19 protein-coding genes and 1 pseudogene are annotated in these 22,376 nt (G+C 72.0%); 8 read left to right on the forward strand and 12 right to left on the reverse strand.

Annotated features, from left to right (window positions below; genetic code table 11):
• Positions 1-30: 30 nt before the first annotated feature.
• Positions 31-2,370: a Tex family protein gene (locus tag AC060L_RS23130; RefSeq protein ID WP_483800800.1), complete on the reverse strand. Its 2,340-nt coding sequence runs from the start codon at positions 2,368-2,370 to the stop codon at positions 31-33.
• A 131-nt stretch (positions 2,371-2,501) separates the two neighbouring features.
• Here AC060L_RS23130 and AC060L_RS23135 point away from each other — a divergent pair, with 131 nt between their 5' ends.
• A complete protein-coding gene (locus AC060L_RS23135; protein ID WP_483800779.1) occupies positions 2,502-2,885 on the forward strand; it encodes a PPOX class F420-dependent oxidoreductase in 384 nt (127 codons plus the stop codon).
• A 22-nt stretch (positions 2,886-2,907) separates the two neighbouring features.
• Here AC060L_RS23135 and AC060L_RS23140 read toward each other — a convergent pair whose 3' ends face one another.
• A complete protein-coding gene (locus AC060L_RS23140) occupies positions 2,908-4,632 on the reverse strand; it encodes an AMP-binding protein (protein ID WP_483800780.1) in 1,725 nt (574 codons plus the stop codon).
• Between the two features lie 170 nt (positions 4,633-4,802).
• On the opposite strand from AC060L_RS23140, the gene AC060L_RS23145 reads away from it, so the two are divergent.
• Positions 4,803-5,693, forward strand: coding sequence for a hypothetical protein (locus AC060L_RS23145; RefSeq protein WP_483800781.1), 891 nt, complete (start codon positions 4,803-4,805; stop codon positions 5,691-5,693).
• Between the two features lie 66 nt (positions 5,694-5,759).
• On the opposite strand, the gene AC060L_RS23150 is transcribed toward AC060L_RS23145, so the two are convergent.
• The 3 genes and pseudogenes from AC060L_RS23150 to AC060L_RS23160 all read right to left on the reverse strand — a co-directional run.
• Positions 5,760-6,605, reverse strand: coding sequence for an SGNH/GDSL hydrolase family protein (locus AC060L_RS23150; protein WP_483800782.1), 846 nt, complete (start codon positions 6,603-6,605; stop codon positions 5,760-5,762).
• Between the two features lie 12 nt (positions 6,606-6,617).
• Complete coding sequence (locus AC060L_RS23155; protein WP_483800801.1) at positions 6,618-7,097, reverse strand: GNAT family N-acetyltransferase; 480 nt, start codon at positions 7,095-7,097, stop codon at positions 6,618-6,620.
• Positions 7,098-7,282: 185 nt separating this feature from the next.
• A pseudogene (locus tag AC060L_RS23160) lies at positions 7,283-7,633 on the reverse strand (winged helix-turn-helix transcriptional regulator); the annotation flags it as partial.
• A gap of 101 nt (positions 7,634-7,734) precedes the next feature.
• Between AC060L_RS23160 and AC060L_RS23165 the strand changes: the two are divergent.
• The 3 genes from AC060L_RS23165 to AC060L_RS23175 all read left to right on the forward strand — a co-directional run bounded on the left by AC060L_RS23165 (position 7,735) and on the right by AC060L_RS23175 (position 12,368).
• Positions 7,735-8,946, forward strand: coding sequence for a pyridoxal phosphate-dependent aminotransferase (locus tag AC060L_RS23165; protein ID WP_483800783.1), 1,212 nt, complete (start codon positions 7,735-7,737; stop codon positions 8,944-8,946).
• Between the two features lie 179 nt (positions 8,947-9,125).
• Entirely contained in the window at positions 9,126-11,480 is a 2,355-nt protein-coding gene (locus AC060L_RS23170; RefSeq protein ID WP_483800784.1) for a terpene synthase family protein, read from the forward strand.
• Positions 11,481-11,573: 93 nt separating this feature from the next.
• Positions 11,574-12,368, forward strand: coding sequence for a maleylpyruvate isomerase family mycothiol-dependent enzyme (locus AC060L_RS23175; protein WP_483800785.1), 795 nt, complete (start codon positions 11,574-11,576; stop codon positions 12,366-12,368).
• Between the two features lie 72 nt (positions 12,369-12,440).
• Here AC060L_RS23175 and AC060L_RS23180 read toward each other — a convergent pair whose 3' ends face one another.
• Entirely contained in the window at positions 12,441-12,947 is a 507-nt protein-coding gene (locus AC060L_RS23180; protein ID WP_483800786.1) for an RICIN domain-containing protein, read from the reverse strand.
• 111 nt (positions 12,948-13,058) lie between these two features.
• On the opposite strand from AC060L_RS23180, the gene AC060L_RS23185 reads away from it, so the two are divergent.
• Positions 13,059-13,391 carry a YnfA family protein gene (locus AC060L_RS23185; protein WP_483800787.1) on the forward strand — a complete coding sequence of 111 codons (333 nt, stop codon included), beginning with the start codon at positions 13,059-13,061 and terminating at the stop codon, positions 13,389-13,391.
• Between the two features lie 78 nt (positions 13,392-13,469).
• Here the strand turns inward: AC060L_RS23185 and AC060L_RS23190 are convergent, their stop codons facing one another.
• Together AC060L_RS23190 and AC060L_RS23195 are read right to left on the reverse strand one after the other, a co-directional pair.
• A complete protein-coding gene (locus AC060L_RS23190) occupies positions 13,470-14,363 on the reverse strand; it encodes a hypothetical protein (protein WP_483800788.1) in 894 nt (297 codons plus the stop codon).
• Positions 14,364-14,542: 179 nt separating this feature from the next.
• The gene (locus AC060L_RS23195; protein WP_483800789.1) at positions 14,543-15,106 is read right to left on the reverse strand and encodes a TetR/AcrR family transcriptional regulator; all 564 of its coding nucleotides are present in this window, start codon (positions 15,104-15,106) and stop codon (positions 14,543-14,545) included.
• Positions 15,107-15,216: 110 nt separating this feature from the next.
• On the opposite strand from AC060L_RS23195, the gene AC060L_RS23200 reads away from it, so the two are divergent.
• Complete coding sequence (locus AC060L_RS23200) at positions 15,217-15,693, forward strand: peroxiredoxin (protein ID WP_483800790.1); 477 nt, start codon at positions 15,217-15,219, stop codon at positions 15,691-15,693.
• A 42-nt stretch (positions 15,694-15,735) separates the two neighbouring features.
• Here AC060L_RS23200 and AC060L_RS23205 read toward each other — a convergent pair whose 3' ends face one another.
• The 4 genes from AC060L_RS23205 to AC060L_RS23220 all read right to left on the reverse strand — a co-directional run bounded on the left by AC060L_RS23205 (position 15,736) and on the right by AC060L_RS23220 (position 21,062).
• Complete coding sequence (locus AC060L_RS23205) at positions 15,736-16,380, reverse strand: MBL fold metallo-hydrolase (protein WP_483800791.1); 645 nt, start codon at positions 16,378-16,380, stop codon at positions 15,736-15,738.
• On the reverse strand, positions 16,380-17,465 hold the full coding sequence (locus tag AC060L_RS23210) for an S-(hydroxymethyl)mycothiol dehydrogenase (RefSeq protein ID WP_483800792.1): 1,086 nt from the start codon (positions 17,463-17,465) through the stop codon (positions 16,380-16,382). Before AC060L_RS23210 ends, AC060L_RS23205 begins: the two co-directional genes overlap by 1 nt.
• Before the next feature lie 174 nt (positions 17,466-17,639).
• Positions 17,640-19,283, reverse strand: coding sequence for a purple acid phosphatase family protein (locus AC060L_RS23215; RefSeq protein WP_483800793.1), 1,644 nt, complete (start codon positions 19,281-19,283; stop codon positions 17,640-17,642).
• Between the two features lie 108 nt (positions 19,284-19,391).
• Positions 19,392-21,062, reverse strand: a complete 1,671-nt coding sequence (locus AC060L_RS23220) for an FAD-binding dehydrogenase (protein WP_483800794.1) — start codon at positions 21,060-21,062, stop codon at positions 19,392-19,394.
• Positions 21,063-21,373: 311 nt separating this feature from the next.
• Here AC060L_RS23220 and AC060L_RS23225 point away from each other — a divergent pair, with 311 nt between their 5' ends.
• Entirely contained in the window at positions 21,374-22,300 is a 927-nt protein-coding gene (locus AC060L_RS23225; RefSeq protein WP_483800795.1) for an SGNH/GDSL hydrolase family protein, read from the forward strand.
• Positions 22,301-22,376 lie beyond the last annotated feature (76 nt).

The raw sequence follows: 22,376 nt of genomic DNA on the forward strand, positions 1-22,376 counted from the left end.
CACGCCCCGTCAGCGATCGCTCAGTAGCGCCTACTTGCCCAGGCCGGCCCTGCGCAGCGCGTCCGCCATCGCGCTGTTGGCGACCGGCGCGGCCGGCGCGGACCCGCCGCGGCGGTCCTGCCGCGGCGGCCGGGAGCCGCGCTCACGGTCACGCCCGCCGCCCCCGCCGCCCTCGCGGCCGGTGCCCTGCGCGGGCTTGGCCTCCCTCGTCACCTCGTCGTCCAGCCGAAGCGTCAGCCCGATCCGCTTGCGCTGGACGTCCACCGTGACGACCTTGCAGGTCACCACGTCACCCGGCTTGACCACCTCGCGCGGATCCTTGACGAACCGCGCCGAGAGCGCCGAGACGTGCACGAGGCCGTCCTGGTGCACGCCCACGTCGACGAACGCGCCGAACGCGGCCACGTTGGTGACCACGCCCTCCAGCACCATGCCCACCTCCAGGTCGCCGATCTTGTCGACGCCCTCCTTGAAGGTGGCGGTCTTGAAGGCCGGGCGCGGGTCGCGCCCCGGCTTGTCCAGCTCGCCGAGGATGTCGGTGACGGTCGGGATGCCGAAGGTCTCGTCGGCGAACTCGCTCGGCCGCAGCGCGCGCAGCGCCGGGCCGTTGCCGATCAGCTCGGCGACCGTGCCGCCGGTCTTCGCCAGCATCCGCCGCACCACCGGGTACGCCTCGGGGTGCACCGCGGAGGCGTCCAGCGGGTCGTCACCGCCGGGGATCCGCAGGAAGCCCGCGCACTGCTCGAAGGCCTTCGGGCCGAGCCGGGCGACGTCCTTGAGCGCGCGCCGGGTGCGGAACGGGCCGTTCGCGTCGCGGTGCGCCACGATGTTGTCGGCCAGCGTCGCGGTCACCCCGGAGACCCGGGTGAGCAGCGGCGAGGAGGCGGTGTTGACGTCCACACCGACCGCGTTCACACAGTCCTCGACCACCGCGTCGAGCGAGCGGGACAGCTTCACCTCGCTGAGGTCGTGCTGGTACTGGCCGACGCCGATCGACTTGGGGTCGATCTTGACCAGCTCGGCCAGCGGGTCCTGGAGGCGGCGCGCGATCGAGACCGCGCCGCGGATCGACACGTTGAGCTCCGGCAGCTCCTGCGAGGCGTACGCGGAGGCCGAGTAGACCGAGGCGCCGGCCTCGGAGACGATCGCCTTGGTCAGCTTCAGCTCGGGGTGACGCTTGATCAGGTCCTCGGCCAGCTTGTCGGTCTCGCGCGAGGCGGTGCCGTTGCCGATCGCGACCAGGTCGACCGAGTGCTTCGCCGCGAGCGCGGCCAGCGTGGCGAGCGAGGCGTCCCACTTGTTCGCCGGCTGGTGCGGGTAGATGGTGTCGTGCGCGACCACCTTTCCGGTGGCATCGACGACCGCGACCTTGACGCCGGTACGAAAACCCGGGTCCAGGCCCATGGTGGCCCGGGTGCCGGCCGGCGCGGCGAGCAGCAGGTCGCGCAGGTTGGCGGCGAAGACCCTGACCGCCTCGTCCTCGGCCTCCTGGCGCAGCCGGGTGCGCAGGTCGATGCCCAGGCGCACCAGGATCCTGGTCCGCCAGGCCCAGCGGACCGTGTCACCGAGCCACTTGTCGGCCGGCCGGCCGTGGTCGGCGACCCCGAAGCGGGCCGCGATCCGCTGCTCGTAGTCGCTCGGTCCGGGCAGGTCGCCGCTCTGCTCGCCGTCCTCCGGCGAGAGTTCGAGGTCGAGCACCTCCTCCTTCTCACCGCGCAGCATCGCCAGGATCCGGTGCGAGGGGAGCTTGGTGTACGGCTCGGCGAAGTCGAAGTAGTCGGCGAACTTCGCGCCCTCCTGCTCCTTGCCCGCCCGCACGGTGGCGACCACCCGGCCCCGCGTCCACATCCGCTCGCGCAGCGAGCCGATCAGGTCGGCGTCCTCGGCGAACCGCTCGACCAGGATCGACCGGGCGCCCTCCAGCGCGGCGGGCGCGTCGGCGACCGCCTCGTTGAGGAATCCCGCGGCGAGCGCGGCCGGGCCCTGCGAGGGGTCGGCGAGCAGCTGCTCGGCGAGCGGCTCGAGACCGGCCTCGCGGGCGATCTGCGCCTTGGTGCGCCGCTTCGGCTTGAACGGCAGGTAGATGTCCTCCAGCCGCGCCTTGGAGTCGGCGGCCAGGATCTGCGCCCGCAGCGCCTCGTCCAGCTTGCCCTGCGAGTCGATCGACTCCAGCACCGCGCTGCGGCGCTCCTCCAGTTCGCGCAGGTAGCGCAGCCGCTCCTCCAGCGTGCGCAGCTGCGTGTCGTCCAGCTCGCCGGTGACCTCCTTGCGGTACCGCGCGATGAACGGGACGGTCGAGCCGCCGTCCAGCAGCTCGACGGCCGCCTTCACCTGCCCTTCGCGGACGCCGAGTTCCTCGGCGATCCGCAGCCCGACTGCCCGTTCGGCTGCCGCTGCTGCCTGTGCTGCCTGTTCGGCTGGCGTGGTCACGAAGCCGGTCACCTTCTCCAGAGTTGCGCTGCACGTACGTCCCGCAATTCTGACAGCTGTAAAGTCCGGGCATGGATGACGCGCTGCTGGAGCGGCTGGGCCGGGGCAAGTACCTGCTGGTCACCTCGTACAAGAAGGACGGCACCGCCGTGCCCACGCCGGTCTGGGTGGTGCGGGACGGCGACGCGCTGGGGATCTGGACGGTCGCGGACTCGTGGAAGGTGAAGCGGATCCGGCGGCGCGCCGAGGTGCTGGTCGGGCCGTGCGACCTGCGCGGACGGCCGACCGGCGAATCCGTCCCGGCGACCGCGCAGTTGCTGGACGCCGCCGGGACGGCCCGCTACCGGCCGCTGCTGGCGAAGAAGTACGGGCTGACCGGCCGGCTGACGCTGCTCGGCAGCCGGCTGCGCCGCGGCCTCGACGGGACGGTCGGGATCCGCATCACGCTGAGTTGACGCCCGGCCGGCCGGCGTCCGGTCAGCTGACGGCCGGCCGGCTGCCGCCGCGCAGTTCGGGGAACTGCTCCTCGCGCCACTCCTGCGTGAGCGCGCCGCCCGGCTCCTGATGGGCCTGCTCCTCGCGGGCCCGCAGCTCGACCCGGCGGATCTTGCCGGAGATCGTCTTCGGCAGCTCGTAGAACTCGATCCGGCGCACCCGCAGGTAGGGCGCGAGGTGCTCGCGCGCGTATCCGAGGATCGCCAGCGCGGTCTCCCGGTCCGGCGCCCAGCCGGGCGCGAGCGCGACGTACGCCTTCGGCACCGCGAGCCGGGTCGGGTCCGGCGCCGGGACGACGGCGGCCTCGGCGACCGCCGGGTGCTCGATCAGCACGCTCTCCAGCTCGAACGGCGAGATCTTGTAGTCCGAGGCCTTGAACACGTCGTCGGTGCGGCCGATGTAGGTGATGTAGCCGTCCGCGTCGCGCGCGGCGACGTCGCCGGTGCGGTAGTAACCGCCCGCCATCACCTCGGCGTTGCGTTCGGCGTCGCCCAGGTAGCCGGTCATCAGGTTGAGCGGGCGGCTCGCCAGGTCGAGGCAGATCTCGCCCTCCTCGGCCGGCTTGCCGGTCACCGGATCGACCAGCACCACCGGCACGCCCGGCAGCGGACGGCCCATCGAGCCGGGCTTGACCGGCGCTCCGGGCTGGTTGCCGATCAGCAGGGTCGTCTCGGTCTGGCCGAAGCCGTCCCGGATGGTCAGCCCCCAGTGCCGCTCGATCTGCGCGATCACCTCGGGGTTGAGCGGCTCGCCGGCCGCGACCAGCTCGCGCAGCGCGCCCGGACCGGCCGACAGGTCGCTCTGGATCAGCATCCGCCAGACCGTCGGCGGGGCGCAGAACGTGGTGACCCCGGCCCGGTGCAGGTGGCCCACCAGGCGGGCCGCGTCGAAGCGGGTGTAGTTGTGCACGAAGATCGTCGCCTCGGCGATCCACGGCGCGAAGAAGCAGCTCCAGGCGTGCTTGGCCCAGCCCGGCGAGCTGATGTTGAGGTGGACGTCGCCGGGGCGCAGGCCGACCCAGGCCATCGTGGTGAAGTGGCCGACCGGGTAGGAGACCTGGGTGTGCTCGACCATCTTGGGCCGGCTGGTGGTGCCGGACGTGAAGTAGACGAGCAGCGGATCATCGGGCGCCGTGACGGCGGTGAACGGCGCCGGGTCGGCCAGCCGGTAGGCCTCCTCGAACCCGACCCAGCCGTCGGCGCTGCCGCCGCCGACCATGATGCGGGTGTAATCGCCGGGAACCGTCTCGAACTTGGCGGTGTCGGCCGCGTTGGCGATCACGTGCCGGGCGCCGGAGCGCTCGATCCGGTCGGCCAGGTCCGCCGCGCCGAGGGCCGTCGTGGTCGGCATGATCACCGCGCCGAGCTTCATCACCGCGAGCATCGACTCCCAGAGCTCGACCTGGTTGCCGAGCATCAGCAGCACCCGGTCACCCTGCCGGACACCGCGGCCGGCCAGCCAGTGCGCGACCTGGTCCGAGCGGTGCGCGAGCTCGGCGAAGGTGTACTTCGCCTCGGCGCCGTCCTCCTCGACGATCCACAGCGCCGTGCGGTCGTTGCCGCGGGCGATCGCGTCGAACCAGTCGATCGCCCAGTTGAAGGGGCCGTCGAAGGCCGGCCAGGCAAAGTCCTCCGTAGCGGATTCCTCCCGACCGATCATCAAGTCACGGGCGGCGCGATAGCGCTGGGTGGCGGCGGGACTGGTCACGACAACTCCTTGAGAGCGGGGTCCGGGCCGATCATAAGCGGCCGTCAGGTTCCCGTCTTGGCGTGTATACGTCGAGTTTGCCATCTTCCGGCGCGTCCCCCGGGCGGCGAGTATCGGCACCGAGCCGCCGCAGCACAACCCCCACACCCCCTCTCGTGATTGCGAGCGCCATGAAACTCGTGAACCTGCGCCGCCCGCTGGCCGCCCTCGGTGCGGTGCTGGCCGTCGGCGTGCTCCCCGCCGCCCAACTGGTCGCCGCCCCGGCCGCCTCCGCCCACACCGTGAACGCCGCGGCCACGACCTCCGGCGCGCACCTCGGGGTCTTCTCGGCCGCCGCCACCGGGCAGGCGCCGGCGGGCACCCAGGTCGTCTACAACGGCGGCGCGGTGCAGCACCACCCGAAGGTCTACCTCGACTTCTGGGGTAGCCAGTGGAACAAGGACACCAACGGCATCCCGGCCTACATGGCGAACTTCTTCAAGGGGCTCGGCACCAGTACGGACATCTGGTCCCGGATCACCTCGCAGTACCCGGACTACACCGGCACCGGCGCGACCTTCAGCGGCGCGGTCTACGGCGGCACCTGGTCGGACAACGCGAAGGCGGCCCCGGCCTCCTCCTCGGCGAACTCCCTCGCGAACGAGGCCAACAAGGCCGCCAACCACTTCGGCGTAGCCGGAAACCCGGACGCGCAGATCGTCGTGATGAGCCCGCACGGCACCTCGCCGGACGGCTGGCCGGGCTCCGGCTTCTGCGCCTGGCACGACTACAGCGGCAGCGTCTCGTTCACCAACATGCCGTACCAGCTGGACGCCCCCGCGGGCAGCCGCTGCCCGAACTCCGCACTCGGCGGCAAGCTGGACGCGTTCAGCATCGTCGAGGGCCACGAGTACGCCGAGTCGATCACCGACCCGCAGCCGGCCGGCGGCTGGCTCACCGCGGGCGGCGAGGAGATCGGCGACCTGTGCGAGAGCAACTTCCAGGAACTCACGCTGCCGACCGGCACCTTCGCGGTCCAGCCGCTCTGGAGCAACAGGGCCGGCGCCTGCTCGATGAAGTGACGATCCGTCTGCTTCGGTAGGACGCGAGCCCGGGGCCGCACCGCTTCCGGTGCGGCCCCGGGCCGCTCAGTCCCGGAAAGGCAGCAGCTGCGCGCGCTTCGGCGGGCGGCCGTCTCCGGAGGAGCGGCCGGTGACGCGGCGCAGCAGCCACGGGCCGACGTGGATCCGCAGCCAGTGCAGGTCGCCGCGGAGTGCGGTCCACCGGCCGACCGGCGGGGCGGGCGGCAGCGGGGCGCGCCAGTCGAAGGCGGGCGGGCGGCCGAGCGCCTGGCGGACCGCCTCAGCGACCCGCTGGTGGCCCTGCGCCGACAGGTGCAGCCGGTCCTCGGCCCAGAGTCGGCGGTCGTCGAAGCAGCCGGCCGGGAAGAGATCCACCATGACCACCCGGGGGTGCTCGGCGAGCTCCTGGACGAAGGCGCGCAGCCGGCGGATGGCCGGCATCAGCCGGGCGCTGCCCGCCATCCGGCGGCTCGGGTCGGTGCTGCTGAAGAGCACCACCACGGCGCCGCCGGCCAGCAGCGCCTCGACCGCCGCGCCGAGCCGCGCCTGCACCTCGGCGATCTCGCAGCCGGGTCGCAGCACGTCGTTCAGCCCACCGGCCAGCGTGACCAGTTCGGCCCCCATCGCGACGGCGGGGGCCAGCTGCTCGTCGCAGATCTGGCCGATCAGCTTGCCGCGCACCGCGAGGTTGGCGTACCGGAAGTCGGCCCCGCCGACTTCTCCGTCAGCGGCCTCAGCGGCCTCAGCGGCCTCAGCGGCTTCGGCGACCTCCGCAGCCAGGGCGGCGGCGAGCCGGTCGGCCCAGCCGCGGAAGTGGCCGTCCGGGCGCAGCTCGTCGCACATGCCCTCGGTGAAGGAGTCGCCGACCGCGACATAGCTGGCGAAGCGGGTGGGGATGCTGGTCTCGTTCATGGCATCCCGATGCTACTCGCCGGTCACCTCGACCGATCCGAGGGGCGTCCCGACGGGCGTCCAGACGCAGCGGACGTCCGGCTCGCGCTCCTCGTTACGGCTGCCGTCGGTCAGCTCGGCCTCGACGAAGCCGTGCCGCCGGTAGAACCGCCGGGCCGCGCCGTTGACCTGGAAGGTCCACAGCTCCAGCCCCTCGGGGCGCTGCCGCTTGGCGAGCTCGACGAGCTGGTCGCCCAGCCCCTGGCCGCGCCACTCGGGCGCCAGGTAGAGCTGTTCGAGCGAGCCGCCGTCCAGCACCAGCAGGCCGGCCGGCTCGCCGTCCGGCGCGGTGGCCAGCCAGGTCTCCAGCTGCGGGACGACGACGTACCGGAACCAGCCGTGCACCTCCTCGGCACTGTGCGCGAGGCGGACGCCCGGCAGGGCGGTGGTGAAGGAGCGCAGGTAGAGCGCGGCGGCGGCATCGGCGTCCGCCTCGGTGGCACGGGTGATCATCACGGTTCGTACCATGCGCGCCCGCACGGCGGCTCGGCAACCGGATTTCCCGGCCACGCCGCGGGCGGACAGCGACGAACAGCACTCGGGGCCGTCGAGCTTCCCTCTCGACGGCCCCGAGCATCCAGCGGCGCCCTGCGGCGCCAGTCTCGTCACACGCCGGGCACGCCGGCCGCGCCGGTGACCCAGTGCCCGCGCACCGCGTCGGTCGGCCGCTGCTCGCCGAGCGCGGGCAGCCCCCAGGCACCGAGCGCGTCGATCACCACGCGCAGCTCCGTGCCGCGCTCGGTCAGCTGATAGACCATCGCGCTGGCCGGCCGCTCCAGCTTGCGCCGTTCGACCAGACCCTCCGCCTCCAGCTGCTTCAGCCGGGTGGCCAGGATGTCCGTGCTGACCCCGGGCAGGTCCGCGTGCAGGTCGGTGTACCGGCGCGGCCCGCCCAGGAGCTCACGGACGATCAGGAGGCTCCAGCGCTCCCCCACCGCGTCCAGGGCACGGGCAATCGCGCAGTACTGGTCGTAGCTTCGGCGTGACATGGCATCAGCATAGCCAAAAGGTTGGACTTTCCAAGTGCATACTTGGTAGAACAAAGCTGCCAGGTTATGGCGGCGGTGCGGTGAGGCCGGGAGGCAGGCAGATGGAGTTTCGGCAGTCCAGCAAACTCGCAGGCGTGTGCTACGAGATCCGCGGCCCGGTGGTCGACCAGGCGAACGCGCTGGAGGAGGCCGGACACAGCGTGCTGCGCCTGAACACCGGCAACCCGGCACCGTTCGGCTTCGAGGCGCCCGAGGAGATCCTGCAGGACATCATCCGCAACCTCCCCACCGCGCACGGCTACAGCGACTCGCGCGGGATCCTGCCCGCCCGCCGCGCGGTCGTGCAGTACTACCAGCAGCGCGGCGTGGCCGGCGTCGACGTCAACGACGTCTTCCTCGGCAACGGCGCCTCCGAGCTGATCCAGATGGCCGTCCAGGCGCTGGTGGACGACGGCGACGAAGTGCTCGTCCCCGCCCCCGACTTCCCGCTGTGGACGGCCGTGGTCCGGCTCGCCGGCGGCAAGGCGGTGCACTACCTGTGCGACGAGGAGGCCGAGTGGTACCCGGACCTCGACGACATCGCCGCGAAGATCACCTCCCGCACCAAGGCGATCGTGGTGATCAACCCGAACAACCCGACCGGCGCGGTCTACCCGAAGGAGCTGCTGGAGGGCATCCTCGACCTGGCCCGCCGGCACGGCCTGATGGTGCTGGCCGACGAGATCTACGACAAGATCCTCTACGACGGCGTCGAGCACCACTGCCTCGCCGCGCTCGCCGACGACGTGGTCACGCTCACCTTCAACGGCCTCTCCAAGGCGTACCGGGTGGCCGGCTTCCGCAGCGGCTGGCTGCTCGTCTCCGGCCCCAAGCAGCGCGCCCGGGACTACCTGGAGGGCCTGACCATGCTGGCCGGCATGCGGCTGTGCCCCAACGTGCCGGCCCAGTACGCCGTCCAGGCAGCGCTCGGCGGCCACCAGTCGATCCACGACCTGACGCTGCCGAACGGCCGGCTCACCGAACAGCGCGACGTCACCTGGCGCGCGCTGAACGAGCTGCCCGGCGTCAGCTGCGTCAAGCCCAAGGGCGCGCTGTACGCGTTCGCCAAGCTGGACCCCGCGGTGCACAAGATCAAGGACGACGAGCAGTTCGTGCTGGACCTGCTGCTCCGCGAGAAGATCCACATCGTCCAGGGCACCGGCTTCAACTGGCCCCGCCCGGACCACTTCCGCTTCGTCACGCTGCCCCGGGCCGACGACCTGGAGACGGCGATCAGCCGGATCGGCCGCTTCCTCACGACCTACCGTCAGTAGACCCGTCAGCAGATCGTCAGCAGAAGCCGCCGGCTTCACTCGAAAGATCACGTGCGCCGCTCGGCGCACGCCTCCCACGCGCTGCCGTACGCGGCTTACCGGCCGTCGATCTTCCACGGAGACTGCTTCCAGCAGAGACCCGAAGATCGACGGCCCGACTCCTGGTGTGGAGGATCCCCATGGCACAGCCGTTCCAGATGCCCGAGTTCTACCTGCCGCACCCGGCCCGGCTCAACCCGCACCTGGAGCAGGCCCGGGAGCACACCCGGCACTGGGCCCGCGGCATGGGCATGCTGGAGGGCAGCGGCATCTGGGAGCTGCGGGACCTGGAGGAGCACGACTACGCGCTGCTCTGCGCGTACACCCACCCGGACTGCGACAGCAGCGCGCTCGACCTGGTCACCGACTGGTACGTCTGGGTGTTCTTCTTCGACGACCACTTCCTGGAGACGTTCAAACGCACCCAGGACCGGGCCGGCGGCAAGGCCTACCTCGACCGGCTGGCCGCCTTCATGCCGATGGACCTGACCGGCGGCTTTCCCGAACCGACCAACCCGGTCGAGGCGGGCCTGGCCGACCTGTGGGCCCGCACGGTGCCGCACATGTCGACGGACTGGCGGGCCCGGTTCCGGCTCAGCACCGAGCACCTGCTGAACGAGTCGATGTGGGAGCTCTCCAACATCAACATCGGCCGGATCCCCAACCCGGTCGAGTACATCGAGATGCGCCGCAAGGTCGGCGGCGCGCCCTGGTCGGCCGGCCTGGTCGAGTACGTGGCCGGCGAAGTGCCCGCCGCGGTCGCCGCCAGCCGCCCGCTGCGGGTGCTCCGGGACGCGTTCTCGGACGGCGTCCACCTGCGCAACGACCTCTTCTCCTACCAGCGGGAGACCGAGGGCGAGGGCGAGCTGAGCAACGGCGTGCTGGTGCTGGAGAGGTTCCTCGACTACAGCCCCCAGCAGGCCGCCGACGCCGTCAACGACATGCTGACGTCCCGGCTGCACCAGTTCGAGAACACCGTCTTCGCCGAACTGCCGCCGCTCTTCGCCCAGCACGGCCTGGACCCGGCCGAGCAGACCCGGGTGATGGCGTACGTGAAGGGCCTTCAGGACTGGCAGTCCGGCGGCCACGAATGGCACATGCGGTCCAGTCGCTACATGAACGACCGGGCCTCGCTCACCACTGCGGAGAGCGCCGCCGGCACCGGCGGCGCGAGCGGTGCCGGTGCGGCCGGCCTGTTCTCGGCGGTCCCGGTCGGCCTCGGCACCTCGGCCGCCCGGCTGCGCCGGCTGACCGACCTGACGGATGCGCTGAAGCCGTTCACGCACGTGCCGTACCAGGCGGTCGGGCCACTCGAACTGCCGGACCTCCGGCTGCCGTTCACGCTCCGGCTGCACCCCCTGCTGGACGCCGCCCGGGAGTACGTCTACGCCTGGTCCGAGGAGCTCGGCATCACCGAGTTCCGCCCCGGCGTGCCCGACTCCGGCGGCTGGACGGACGCCTGGATGCGCCACACCGACCTCGCACTCTGCTCGGCCGGCCTCCAGCCGGACGACACGCTCGACGGGCTGCAGCTCTCCGCCGCCTGGCTGACCTGGGGCACCTACGCGGACGACTGGATCCCGCTGGCCTTCGGCCACCCCGCCAACCCGCTCGCGGCGAAGACCTGCATGGAGGACCTCAAGCGGTTCATGCCGATCGAGTCCCCCGCCGACACCCCGCCGGCCACCACCGTGCTGCAACGCGGCCTCGCCGAGCTCTGGCAGCGCACCACCGCCGGGCTCTCCCTCCCCCAGCGCGAGGCATTCCGCGAGGGGATGGACGTGATGCTGGACGCCTGGGCCTGGGAGATCGGCAACATGGCGCAGCACCGGATCCCCGACCCGATCGACTACATCGAGATGCGCCGGCTCACCTTCGGCACCCCGCTCACCACCAGCCTGGCCCGCTTCGAGCTCGGCGAGGACGTGCCGGCCGAGGTCTGGCGGACCGGCACCGTGAAGGCGCTGGAGGACTCCGCCGCCGACTGGGCCTGCCTGCTCAACGACCTGTTCTCCTACCAGAAGGAGATCCAGTTCGAGGGGGAGCTGCACAACCTGGTCCTGGTCGTGCAGAACTTCCTCAGCTGCGACCGCGAGCACGCGGCGGCCATCGTCGCCGACCTGATGGACTCCCGGCTGCAGCAGTTCCAGCACATCGCGAGGAACGAACTGCCCCAGCTCTACGAGGACTTCGAGCTCGACGCGAACGCGCGCAAGGCGCTGGAGGACTATACGCAGGGCCTGCGGAACTGGCTCTCCGGGATCCTCAACTGGCACCGGGAGGTCGGCCGGTACAAGGAGGCGAACCTGGAGTACCAGCCGGCCGGGTTCCGGCAGCGGCTCGCCGCCGCACCACTGACCGCCGCCGCGTCCGCCTCCGGCACCGGGACCGTCTCTGACACCGGCACCAACACACCGAGGATCCCGAGGATCCCCGGCCCGACCGGGGTCGGCACCTCCGCCGCGCGGATCGCCGAGCTGCTCGGCACCCGCTGACCCGCCGGTCGGGCCCGGCCTGCCCCGTTCGGGGGACGACCGGGCCCGACCTGGGGCCCGACCTGGGACGCGGCTCTGGTTAGGCTCTCCGACATGAGCCTCCCCCAGCACCCCGAGCACCAGCAGCCGGACCACCGCGCGGCCGTCGCCACCGAGACCGCCCGCTTCGTCTCCATCGTCCGGGGCGCCGACCCCGCCACCCCGGTCCCCAGCTGCCCCGGCTGGACGCTGACCGACCTGATCCGGCACACCGGCAGCGTGCACCGCTGGTTCTCCGCGCTGCTGCAGCAGCGCATCCAGTCCCGCCCGACCAGCCGCGACGTCGTCCTCGACCTCCCCGCGACGGACGAGGGCTACCCCGACTGGCTGACCGCGAGCTCGACCGTGGCGGCCGAGGCCTTCGCGACCATCGAGCCCGACGCCCCGATGTGGGCCTGGGGCGCCGACCAGCACGCCCGCTTCTGGGCCCGCCGGATGCTCTTCGAGACGCTGGTGCACCGGACCGACGCCGAGCGCGCGCTGGGCCTGCCCACCGCGATCGACCGCGCGCTCGCGGTGGACGGCGTGGCCGAGTTCCTGGTCAACCTGCCGTTCGCGACGCCGTTCGCGCCGAAGGTGGCGAACCTGCGCGGCGAGCACACGACCATCCGCTTCCGCAGCACGGACGCGCCCGGCGACTGGCTGGTCCAGCTGCGCCCGGACGGCTTCGGCCTGCTCGCCGAGGCCACCGGAGCCGACGAGGCGACCACCGCGACCGCGAGCGTCCAGGGCGCCGCTGCGGACCTGCTGCTGGCGCTGTACGGCCGGCTCGACCACACCTCGCCGGCCTTCGAGACCGCCGGCGACCAGGAGCTGCTCGCCCACTGGTTCGCCAACTCCGAGTTCTGACCGCCCGGTCGAGCACCGAAAGCCACCGGCCTGACAGCGGATCCGCTGTCAGGCCGGTGGTGGCGCCGGCCGTCAGGACCAGAGCTGGTCGTCCTTCCCGTTGCACTGCGCCTGGACCACGTACGCCCCCTCGTCCGTGGAGGCCTCCCAGATGCCCAGGCACTGGCCGGAGTTGTCGTTGATCAGGCGGTAACGCGAGGTGCTCGGATCCCGGTCGTAGTACCAGAGCTGGCTGGCGCTGCCGTTGCACGTCCACTGCACCGCACGCTCGCCCTGCGTCGTGTAGCCGTTGAAGACGTCCAGGCACATGCCCGTACTGGCGTTGGTGAGCGTGTAGAAGCCGTCGTGCGCGAAGTGGAACGTCCAGGCCTGGTCGCCGTAGCCGTTGCAGCTCCACTGCACCGCGGTCTCCCCCGGTGCCGCGTTCCCGTTGTAGATGCCCAGGCAGCGACCGGAGCCGACGTTGCGCACCGCGACCCCGTCGGCCGCGCCGGCGGGCGGCGCCACGGCCACCGCCGCGGTGGCCGTGAGCAGCAGCCCCGCGGCCAGCGTCGCGATCCGGCGCGGCGTCCTCGACATGGTGACCACGGTGACCCCTCTCATCGGCACTCGGCAGCCGCGACGTTATCAGCGGACAGTGACACAAACACCACGCTCAGCAGTCAACACGCCGCCGCCTATCCTTTCGCCATGATCGTGCTGCGCTCAGCCGCCCTCTTCGTGCTCGCCGCCATCGCCGAGATCGGTGGCTGCTGGCTGATCTGGCAGAGCATGCGCGAATCCCGGCCCTGGTGGCTGGCCGGGATCGGGGTGGTGGTGCTCGGCGGCTACGGCTTCGTCGCGGCGCTGCAGCCGGACAGCCACTTCGGCCGGGTACTGGCGGCCTACGGCGGCGTCTTCGTGGCCGGCTCACTCGCCTGGGGCGTGGTCGTGGACGGGTTCCGGCCCAGCCGCTACGACCTGGTCGGAGCGGCGATCTGCCTGGTCGGGGTCGGGGTCATCATGTACGGCCCAAAGCACTGAGCCTTCGGCGCGGCGGGCCGGCGGGGGCTGCGGCAGTCCGCGGCCCCCGTCCGGCAGGCCGTCACCAGAGCCTGACGATCACTGGAGCGTGACGATCTGGTGCATGCCGAGCGCGGCCTGCGGCTCGCCGAAGTCCTCGTCGGGCACCTGGCTGATCAGCGCGTAGCGGCCGGGGAGCAGACCGTGCGCCTGGACCGAGGCGCTCAGGCCGCTGGAGATCGCACCGAAGCCGGTGGCGGGACCGGTGAACGGCGAGGCCGGGCTCAGACCGGACGCGACCGCGGCGAAGTAGACCCGCAGCTGCTCGTCGGTGGTGTCCGGGCCGACCGGCAGCACCTCCATCTCCTGCAGCTGCGCGGAGTCGTTGCGCATCAGGTAGGCCAGGTGCGCGTGGTCGAAGCTCTCGGTCCGGAACCGCGGACCGGCGGCCGCGTCCTGGGCGATCACCATGCCGTCGTCGAACCGGGCCTGGTTGGCGCTCTGCCCGCCGGTGCCGGCGAGGTCGATGCGCTGGACCACCGGGTGGGCCGGGTCGGCCCGCAGCGCGGTCATGTCCACCAGGTAGACGGCGCCGGGCGCGATCTCCTCGGTGAACTGCTCGTGCACCGCCGGCGTGACCATGGCGCCGCCGAGCGCGTCGGCCTCGCCGCGCACGGCACGCACGCCGGCGGCCCGGGTCTGCGGCGTCTGGCTCACCGCACCGGCCAGGTCCTGCTCCAACTGCGCGAGGGTGGCGCCGTCGTGCAGCCGGAACAGCTGGAGGTGACGGCCGTTCGCGTCGTCCGTCTTGACCCGGAAGCTGACCAGGCCGCCGACGCCGGTGGCGGGCGCCTGGATCCCGGTGGCGCCGATGCTCACCTCGATCGGATGGTCCTCGGGCGAGGTGGCGCCGGCCGCGACCGTCCCGGTGAGGCTGGTCGCGAGCGCGAGCGCGGCGACCAGGGCCGCGCGGCGGAGAGTGTGCTGTGGCATGAAGATCCCTTTCGGTGGACGTGCCCCCGACCGGTAGGGATCCCCCGGCGCGACGGCGACACAGCGGCCCGGCGCCGGATGCCGACCGATCGGACCATCAGGTCATCCGGCCGACAGCCCCTCAGCCGAGCTCCCGCCGCCCGGCACCCGGCACCCGGCACCCGCCGGCTCACGGCCCGTCAGCGCAGCAGCGGCGCGACCGCGTCCGCCAGCGCCGCCGCCACCTGCGCCGGCCGGCCGAGCGCCGCCCCGACCATCGCACCGTCCCGCAGCAGCACCAGCACGTCCGCGCGCCGCTCCGGATCGGCCACCCCGGCGCCGGTCAGCAGCCGGCCGAACAGCTCGCGCAGCCAGTCGCGGTGCTCGGCGATCGCGCGGGCGACCGGATGCCCGGGATCCGGGTACTCGGCCGCCGCGTTGATGAACGGGCAGCCGCGGAACCCCGGGCCGCACATCTCCTGCCCGAGCCGCGCCACCAGCTGCGCCAGCGCCTGATCGGCCGCCAGCGCGGGCAGCGCCTCGGCGACCTCGGCTCTGATCCGCTCGTCCCAGGCCTGGATGTAGCTGCGGACCAGCTCCTCCTTGCCGGGGAAGTGCCGGTAGAAGGTGGCCCGGGTGACGCCCGCCTCGGTGACGATCCGGTCCACGCCGACCGCATGGATGCCCTCGGTGTAGAAGAGCCGGGTGGCGGTCTCCAGCACTCGCGTGCGGGCGGGGGTCGGGGTGGCGGCTGGCGTACTCACGCTCCGACCGTACTGCACGCTGGCGGGCGGCCCGGCTGAAGGGCTAGCATCAGGAAGAACGAACGTTCTATCCCCCTGCGCTCCATATCCCGTCACGGCGAAGGACCACCATGGCCAAGTCCCCCGAGGTCGGCACGCCCGCCCCCGACTTCACCCTCCCCGGCCTGCTGCTCAAGGACGGCGTCGCCGAGCAGCGCGAGTACCGGGCGGCCGACGCCAAGGGCCACCCGCTGGTGCTGGTCTTCTACCCGGGCGACGACACCGCCGTCTGCACGAAGCAGCTCTGCTCCTACACGTCCGACCTGGACCGGTTCAAGGACCTCGGCGCGGCCGTCTGGGCGATCAGCCCGCAGGACCTGACCAGCCACGAGGCCTTCGCCCGCAAGCACCGGCTCGGCTTCCCGCTGCTCGCCGACGAGGACCGCGCGGTCGCCAAGGCCTTCGGCATCGCGGTCCCGGGCCTGGGGCTGCGCCGCTCGGTCTTCATCCTGGACGCCGACGGCACGGTCCGCTGGAAGCACGTCGCGCTGGCCGGTCTGACGTTCCAGCACAGCGACACCCTCACGGAGCAGCTCGCCGCTCTGTGAGGGTGTGCCGATGGGCGCTGTGAATCAGTGCCCGCGTGTGAGTCAGTGCCCGCGCGCGATCCACTCCTCCAGGTGCGGAGCCTCCTCGCCGATCGTGGTGGTCGACCCGTGCCCGGTGTGCACGACGGTCTGCGGCGGCAGGTCGAGCAGCCGGGTGCGGATCGAGTCGATGATCGTCGGGAAGTCCGAGAAGGACCGCCCGGTCGCGCCCGGCCCGCCCTGGAAGAGCGTGTCGCCGGTGAAGACCGCCTCCAGCGCGGGCACGTACACGCTCACCCCGCCGGGGCTGTGCCCGGGCGTGTGGCGGATGTGCAGGTACAGCCCGCCGACGGTGATCCGCTGACCGTCCCGCAGCTCCTCGTCGGGGCTGTCGGACGGGTGCGCCTGCTTCCACAGCGGCAGGTCGGCCGGGTGCAGGTAGATCGACGCGCCGGTGATCGCGGCCAGCGCCGGAGCGGCGTTGACGTGGTCGTTGTGCGCGTGCGTGCAGATGATCGCGAGCACCCGGCGGTCGCCGACGGCGTTGGCGATCGCCTGCGCGTCGTGCGCCGGGTCGATCACCACGGCGTCCCGGTCGTTCGCGATGATCCAGACGTTGTTCTCCACCTCCCAGCTGCCACCGTCGAGTTCGAAGGTGCCGGAGGTGACGAGGAGCTCGATCTCGGGCTCGGGGGGCATCATCTGCATCAGAACACCACCACCGAACGCAGCACGTCGCCGCCGTGCATCCGGGTGAAGGCCTGCTCGACCTCGTCCAGCGCGATGGTCTCGGTGACGAAGGCGTCCAGGTCGAGCCGGCCCTGCTGGTAGAGGTCGATCAGCATCGGGAAGTCCCGCGAGGGCAGGCAGTCGCCGTACCAGGAGGACTTCAGCGCACCGCCGCGTCCGAAGACGTCGATCAGCGGCAGCTCCAGCTGCATCTCGGGCGTCGGCACGCCGACCAGCACGACGGTGCCGGCCAGGTCGCGGGCGTAGAACGCCTGCTTGTACGTCTCCGGACGGCCGACCGCCTCGATCACCACGTCCGCGCCGTGACCGCCGGTCAGCGCGCGGATCTCCTCGACCGGGTCACCGGTCGCGGAGTGCACGGCGTGGGTCGCGCCGAGCTTCAGCGCGGTGTCCAGCTTGCGGGCGTCGATGTCGACCGCGATGATCTTGGCCGCGCCGGCCAGCCGGGCGCCGACCACGGCCGCGTTGCCGACCCCACCACAGCCGATCACCGCGACGCTGTCACCGCGGGTCACCCCGCCGGTGTTGATCGCCGCACCGATGCCCGCCATCACGCCGCAGCCGAGCAGACCGGCGGCGGCCGGCGAGGCCGCCGGGTCCACCTTGGTGCACTGGCCCGCCGCGACCAGCGTCTTCTCGGCGAACGCGCCGATGCCCAGAGCGGGCGACAGCTCGGTGCCGTCCAGCAGCGTCATCTTCTGCTTGGCGTTGTGGGTGGCGAAGCAGTACTGCGGCCGGCCGCGCAGACAGGCCCGGCACTGACCGCAGACCGCGCGCCAGTTGAGGATCACGAAGTCGCCGGGGGCGACCTCGGTCACGCCCTCGCCGACGCTCTCCACCACGCCTGCGGCCTCGTGGCCGAGCAGGAACGGGAAGTCGTCGTTGATGCCACCCTCGCGGTAGTGCAGGTCCGTGTGGCAGACGCCGCACGCCTGGACCTTGACCACCGCCTCGCCCGGTCCGGGGTCGGGCACGATGATCGTCTCCACCTGCACCGGCTCGCCCTTGCGCCGGGCGATGACGCCCCTGACCTGTTGTGACATGCGGCCCTGACCTTTCGAAAACGTTGCGAAGCCGAACGGCCCCTCAGGAGATTGTCTCCCGAGGGGCCGCCCGCGACGCCCGTCCGTCAGCGGACGCCGTCCCGGAGCCGAGGCACGGTCGGCTCACGTAGTGTCAGAACCCGCCGAACGCGTCGGCGCGGTCGGTTCCGCAGCTCAGTTCCAGGACCAGTCGTCGCCGTCGCCATCGCCGTCCCAGCACTGGCCGGCGTCGCGCAGGATCGTGTAGTGGTCAACCTGCTGGCCGGTCTCGGTCAGTGCGGTGACCTTCATCGAGGACTTGTGACCCGGGCGCGCCGGGGTGACGTCGACCTTGATGAACGAGTAGCCGAGGTAGCGCACCCGCGACCACTCGACCGTCTCGGTGACCTTCTGCCGGCCCTTGGCGTTGTAGAACGTGGCGATCGAGTCGACCCGGTCCTCGTGGCCCTCGTACGACTGCGGCGCGCCGAACGAGTACAGGCTGCGGCCGGCGGCGCCCGCGGTCACGTAGACCACGCCGTCCTTGGCCGGCTCGAAGCTGTCGCCGCTCTCGACGGCCTTGGAGACCTTGTTGCCGAGGATCGCGTCGGTGCGCTCGTAGACGTGGTTGTGGCCGTTGATCACCAGGTCGACCCGGTACTTCTCGAACAGCGGCACCCATGCCTCGCGGACCCCGCCCTCGGAGGCGTGCGCGGTCGTGGTGGAGAACGCGCAGTGGTGGAAGAAGACGACCACGAAGTCGAGCGTCTCGTCCTCGCGGAAGTCCCGCAGCTGGCGCTCCAGCCACTGGGTCTGCCGGCCGGCGGTGAGGCCGAGGTTGGCCGGGATCTCGTACGAGACGTCGTTGGCGTCCAGCGAGATCACACCGACGTTGCCGTACCGGAACGAGTAGACGCCGGGCGCGACGCGCGGGTCCGGGCCGTTGTCCGGCAGGAACCAGCGGGCGTTCTCGCCGCCGTAGCCGTTGTGCGAGTACCAGGCCTCCATGTCGTGGTTGCCGTAGGAGACCATCCACGGGATCTTCGCGGCGACCGTCTCGGTCTGCTGCAGGAAGGTGTCCCAGGTGGTGGCGGAGAACGCGCTCTTGTCGCTGTCCAGGCCCTGGCCCATCGGGTCGGCGTACGCGATGTCACCGGCGTGCAGGTGGAAGACCGGCTTCTGCGCCAGGATCACGTTGTCGTTCGCCTTGGCATCCGCGCTGACACCCTGGTCGCCGAAAGCGGTGAAGGTGAACGGCTGGTAGATGCGGCCCCAGCGGTCGTCCCGGGACGGCGCGGTGCGGAAGCTGCCGATGGTCGCGATCGGCTGCTGCCTGGTCGGCTCGAAGCCCTGGTGGCCGACCGCGTAGTAGTACGTGGTGTCGGGCTGCAGGTTCTCCAGCTCCACGTGCAGGTAGTACTGGTCGACCGCGACCTGGCCGGGGACCAGGGCCGGGGTGTGCAGCGAGCGCAGGTCGGCGTCGACCTTGTGACCGAGGTCCCAGGGCTGCCGACCGAAGCGCAGGAACGGCTTCTTCACCGGCGACAGGACCTGCCAGGAGACGCGCATCTGGGTGTCCGGCTCGGGCCCGAACTGCAGATGGCGGCCGACCGGGATGACCGCCGAGCCGTCCGTGACCGCGGCATCGGTGACCAGCGTCGGCGTGGCGAACGCGTTGCCGGTGCCCAGCGTGCCGGCGACGGCGAGCGCGCCGACCGTGACCGCGCTGCCGCGCAGCATCCGGCGGCGCGAGTGCTTGCCGCGCAGGTACTCGTGCTGCTCGGCCATGCTCATGCGGTCGGCGAGCTTCTCGGGCACGCCCATGCGTGGGATATCCATGGCCAGGACTCTTCCAGCGGCAGGTGGCGGGTGGCCGGCACGTCGGTGAACACGTGTCGACCGGCCGGCTGACCGTTCATCCTTCCGGCGCACCGGCCCGACGGTTCGTCAGGCGGTGGCCGCCGCGGCCGCCCGGCCCGCCGTCCGGCCGGAGAAGAGGCAGCCGCCGAGGAAGGTCCCCTCCAGCGAACGGTAGCCGTGCATCCCGCCGCCGCCGAAGCCGGCCGCCTCGCCCGCCGCGTAGACGCCGGGCAGCACCTCGCCGTCCGCGCGCAGCACCCGCGCCGACAGGTCGGTCTCCAGGCCGCCGAGCGACTTGCGGGTCAGGATGTTCAGCCGCACCGCGATCAGCGGGCCGGCCTTCGGGTCGAGCAGCCGGTGCGGGGCGGCGGTGCGGATCAGCTTGTCGCCGAGGTAGCGGCGGGCGCCGTGGATCGCCGTGACCTGGAGGTCCTTGCTGAACGGGTTGGCCAGCTCGCGGTCCCGGGCCTCGATCTCGCGGCGCAGCGCGGCCTCCTCGATCAGCTCCTGCCCGGTCCCGTCGCGAGCCGTCAGTGCGTTCATCCCGCGCACCAGGTCCGCCAGCCGGTCGGCGACCACGAAGTCGGCGCCGTGCCGCTTGAACGCCTCGACCGGGCCCGGCGCGCCGGGCAGCGCGCGGCCGAGCACCTGGCGGATGCTGCGGCCGGTCAGATCCGGGTTCTGCTCGGAGCCGGAGAGCGCGAACTCCTTCTCGATGATCTTCTGGGTGAGCACGAACCAGGTGTGGTCGTGGCCGGTGCGCATGATGTGCTCCAACGTGCCGAGCGTGTCGAAGCCCGGGAAGAGCGGGACGGGCAGCCGGTTGCCGCGCGCGTCCAGCCAGAGGGAGGACGGGCCGGGCAGGATCCGGATCCCGTGCCTGGCCCAGATCGGGTCCCAGTTCTCGATGCCCTCGGTGTAGTGCCACATCCGGTCGCCGTTGACCAGGTTGCCGCCGGCCCGCGCGGCGACGTCCAGCATCAGCCCGTCCACATGGGCCGGGACGCCGGAGAGCAGCTTGGCGGGCGGCGTGCCGAGCCGGGCCGGCCAGGCCTTGCGGACCAGCTCGTGATTGCCGCCGATGCCGCCGGAGGCGACGATCACCGCCTGCGCGCGCAGCTCGAACTGCCCGGCCACCACCCGGGAGGACGCCGTGCCGCGCTCGGCGCCGCTGGGCACCAGCAGTTCGCCGCTGACCGTGTCCACGGCGCCCGCGGTCGCACTCAGTCCGGTGACCCGGTGCCGGAACCGCAGCTCGACCAGCCCCTTGGCGACCGCCGCGCGGACCCGCCGGGCGAACGGCTCGACCAGCCCCGGCCCGGTGCCCCAGGTGATGTGGAAGCGCGGCACCGAGTTGCCCGGACCGCTGGCCAGCAGCCCGCCGCGCTCGGCCCAGCCGACCACCGGGAAGAGCCGCACCCCCATCGCGCGCAGCCAGGCCCGCTTCTCGCCGGAGGCGAAGTCCACGTAGGCGCGGGCCCACTGGCGCGGCCAGTGGTCCTCGGGGCGGTCGAAGCCGGCCGTGCCCTGCCAGTCCTGCCAGGCGAGTTCGACGGAGTCGCGGATCCGCAGCCGGCGCTGCTCGGGCGAGTCGACGAGGAAGAGCCCGCCGAAGGACCAGTGCGCCTGGCCGCCGAGCGAGGCCGCCGGCTCCTGGTCGAGCAGGATCACCCGCCGTCCGGCGTCGGCGAGTTCAGCGGTGGCGGCGAGCCCGGCCAGGCCCGCTCCGATCACGATGACGTCGGCGTCCAGTGCCATGCGCGGGGTCCTCCAGGAGCGGCCGGTGGGGTGGACCGATCCTGCTGCCTGGACACCCGAGCGTCAACCGAGCCAATTCGCGAACACCGTGGCACATTGAATTTCGCTCCAGTGCGACGCGAAATTACCGGTGGAATTTCAGGAAATTGCGTCAACTGATTCTGTAGACGCACTGGAAACCTGACGGTAACTTACCTGTCAGTAGCAGCCGCGGCAGTCTGCACACCCCAGCACGCCCCCAGCACGCCGGCACGCCCCCAACACCCCAGCTCAGACCCCCACCCTTTTGTTTCTCTCCCCCAGGAGGAACCGTGCTCACCCCTGCCCGGAAACTGTTCAGCGGCCTCGCCCTGGTCGGCGCACTGATCGGCCTGACCGCCAATTCGGCGGCCGCCGACACCACTTCCTACAGCTCCTATGTGGCACTCGGCGACTCCTATGCGGCCGGCGCCGGCGTGCCCGACCAGTCGGCCGGCCTCTGCCTGCGCTCCGACCACAACTACGGCCACCTGGTCGCGGCCGCCCTGGGCACCACGTCGTACACCGACGTCACGTGCGCGGCCGCCAAGATCAAGAATCTCGACAGCTCGCAATACGACGCGATTCTCAAGGTCAACGACCCGCAGCTGAACGCGCTCTCCGGCGACACCAAGCTGGTCACGCTCGGCATCGGCGGCAATGACCTGGGCACCTCGGACATCGGCATCGGCGACGTGATCGCCACCTGCATCGCCGGCGCGGTGGTCAACCCGTTCGGCACCCCGTGCAAGGACGTCTACGAGGACGGCCACTGGGCCTGGAGCTGGAACTCGGGCTGGACCTGGCAGTACAGCAGCGACGACACGCTGGTCGACCGGATCAACGCCGCCGCACCGCAGCTGGCGAGCGCGCTGCAGGAGATCCACGCGAAGGCCCCCGCCGCGAAGGTGCTGCTGGTCGGCTACCCGTCCGTGCTGCCGGCCGACGCCTCCACCTGCGCTGGCGAGCAGCCGGTGACCGTCGGCGACGTCGCATACCTGCACGGGATCCTCGGGCAGCTGAACGGCATGCTCTCCGCCACCGCGGCGGCCAACGGCGCGACGTACGTGGACACCGCGGCCGCGACCCAGGGGCACGACGTCTGCTCCGCCGACCGCTGGATCGAGGGCGCGCTGCCCGGCTCGCCCGCCGTCCCGTTCCACCCGAACGCGACCGGCGAGCAGGCGATGGCCGGCGCGGTGCTGGCGGCGCTGCGCTGACGACGACCACCTGACCCACCCCCACCCCCACCCCCACCCCCACCCCCGGAGCGGGGCGCGACCGGCACCCGGTCGC

The organism is Kitasatospora sp. NEAU-69 (genome assembly GCF_057158765.1).

What these genes read in the sequence shown, in the direction of transcription:
- AC060L_RS23190 (WP_483800788.1), bottom strand. Translation starts at nt 14,363, where the DNA reads ATGCCACAGCACACTCTCCGCCGCGCGGCCCTGGTCGCCGCGCTCGCG.
- AC060L_RS23215 (WP_483800793.1), bottom strand. Translation starts at nt 19,283, where the DNA reads ATGGATATCCCACGCATGGGCGTGCCCGAGAAGCTCGCCGACCGCATG.
- AC060L_RS23170 (WP_483800784.1), top strand. Translation starts at nt 9,126, where the DNA reads ATGGCACAGCCGTTCCAGATGCCCGAGTTCTACCTGCCGCACCCGGCC.
- AC060L_RS23150 (WP_483800782.1), bottom strand. Translation starts at nt 6,605, where the DNA reads ATGAACGAGACCAGCATCCCCACCCGCTTCGCCAGCTATGTCGCGGTC.
- AC060L_RS23155 (WP_483800801.1), bottom strand. Translation starts at nt 7,097, where the DNA reads ATGATCACCCGTGCCACCGAGGCGGACGCCGATGCCGCCGCCGCGCTC.
- AC060L_RS23220 (WP_483800794.1), bottom strand. Translation starts at nt 21,062, where the DNA reads ATGGCACTGGACGCCGACGTCATCGTGATCGGAGCGGGCCTGGCCGGG.
- AC060L_RS23165 (WP_483800783.1), top strand. Translation starts at nt 7,735, where the DNA reads ATGGAGTTTCGGCAGTCCAGCAAACTCGCAGGCGTGTGCTACGAGATC.
- AC060L_RS23145 (WP_483800781.1), top strand. Translation starts at nt 4,803, where the DNA reads ATGAAACTCGTGAACCTGCGCCGCCCGCTGGCCGCCCTCGGTGCGGTG.
- AC060L_RS23185 (WP_483800787.1), top strand. Translation starts at nt 13,059, where the DNA reads ATGATCGTGCTGCGCTCAGCCGCCCTCTTCGTGCTCGCCGCCATCGCC.
- AC060L_RS23175 (WP_483800785.1), top strand. Translation starts at nt 11,574, where the DNA reads ATGAGCCTCCCCCAGCACCCCGAGCACCAGCAGCCGGACCACCGCGCG.
- AC060L_RS23200 (WP_483800790.1), top strand. Translation starts at nt 15,217, where the DNA reads ATGGCCAAGTCCCCCGAGGTCGGCACGCCCGCCCCCGACTTCACCCTC.
- AC060L_RS23135 (WP_483800779.1), top strand. Translation starts at nt 2,502, where the DNA reads ATGGATGACGCGCTGCTGGAGCGGCTGGGCCGGGGCAAGTACCTGCTG.
- AC060L_RS23205 (WP_483800791.1), bottom strand. Translation starts at nt 16,380, where the DNA reads ATGCAGATGATGCCCCCCGAGCCCGAGATCGAGCTCCTCGTCACCTCC.
- AC060L_RS23180 (WP_483800786.1), bottom strand. Translation starts at nt 12,947, where the DNA reads ATGTCGAGGACGCCGCGCCGGATCGCGACGCTGGCCGCGGGGCTGCTG.
- AC060L_RS23210 (WP_483800792.1), bottom strand. Translation starts at nt 17,465, where the DNA reads ATGTCACAACAGGTCAGGGGCGTCATCGCCCGGCGCAAGGGCGAGCCG.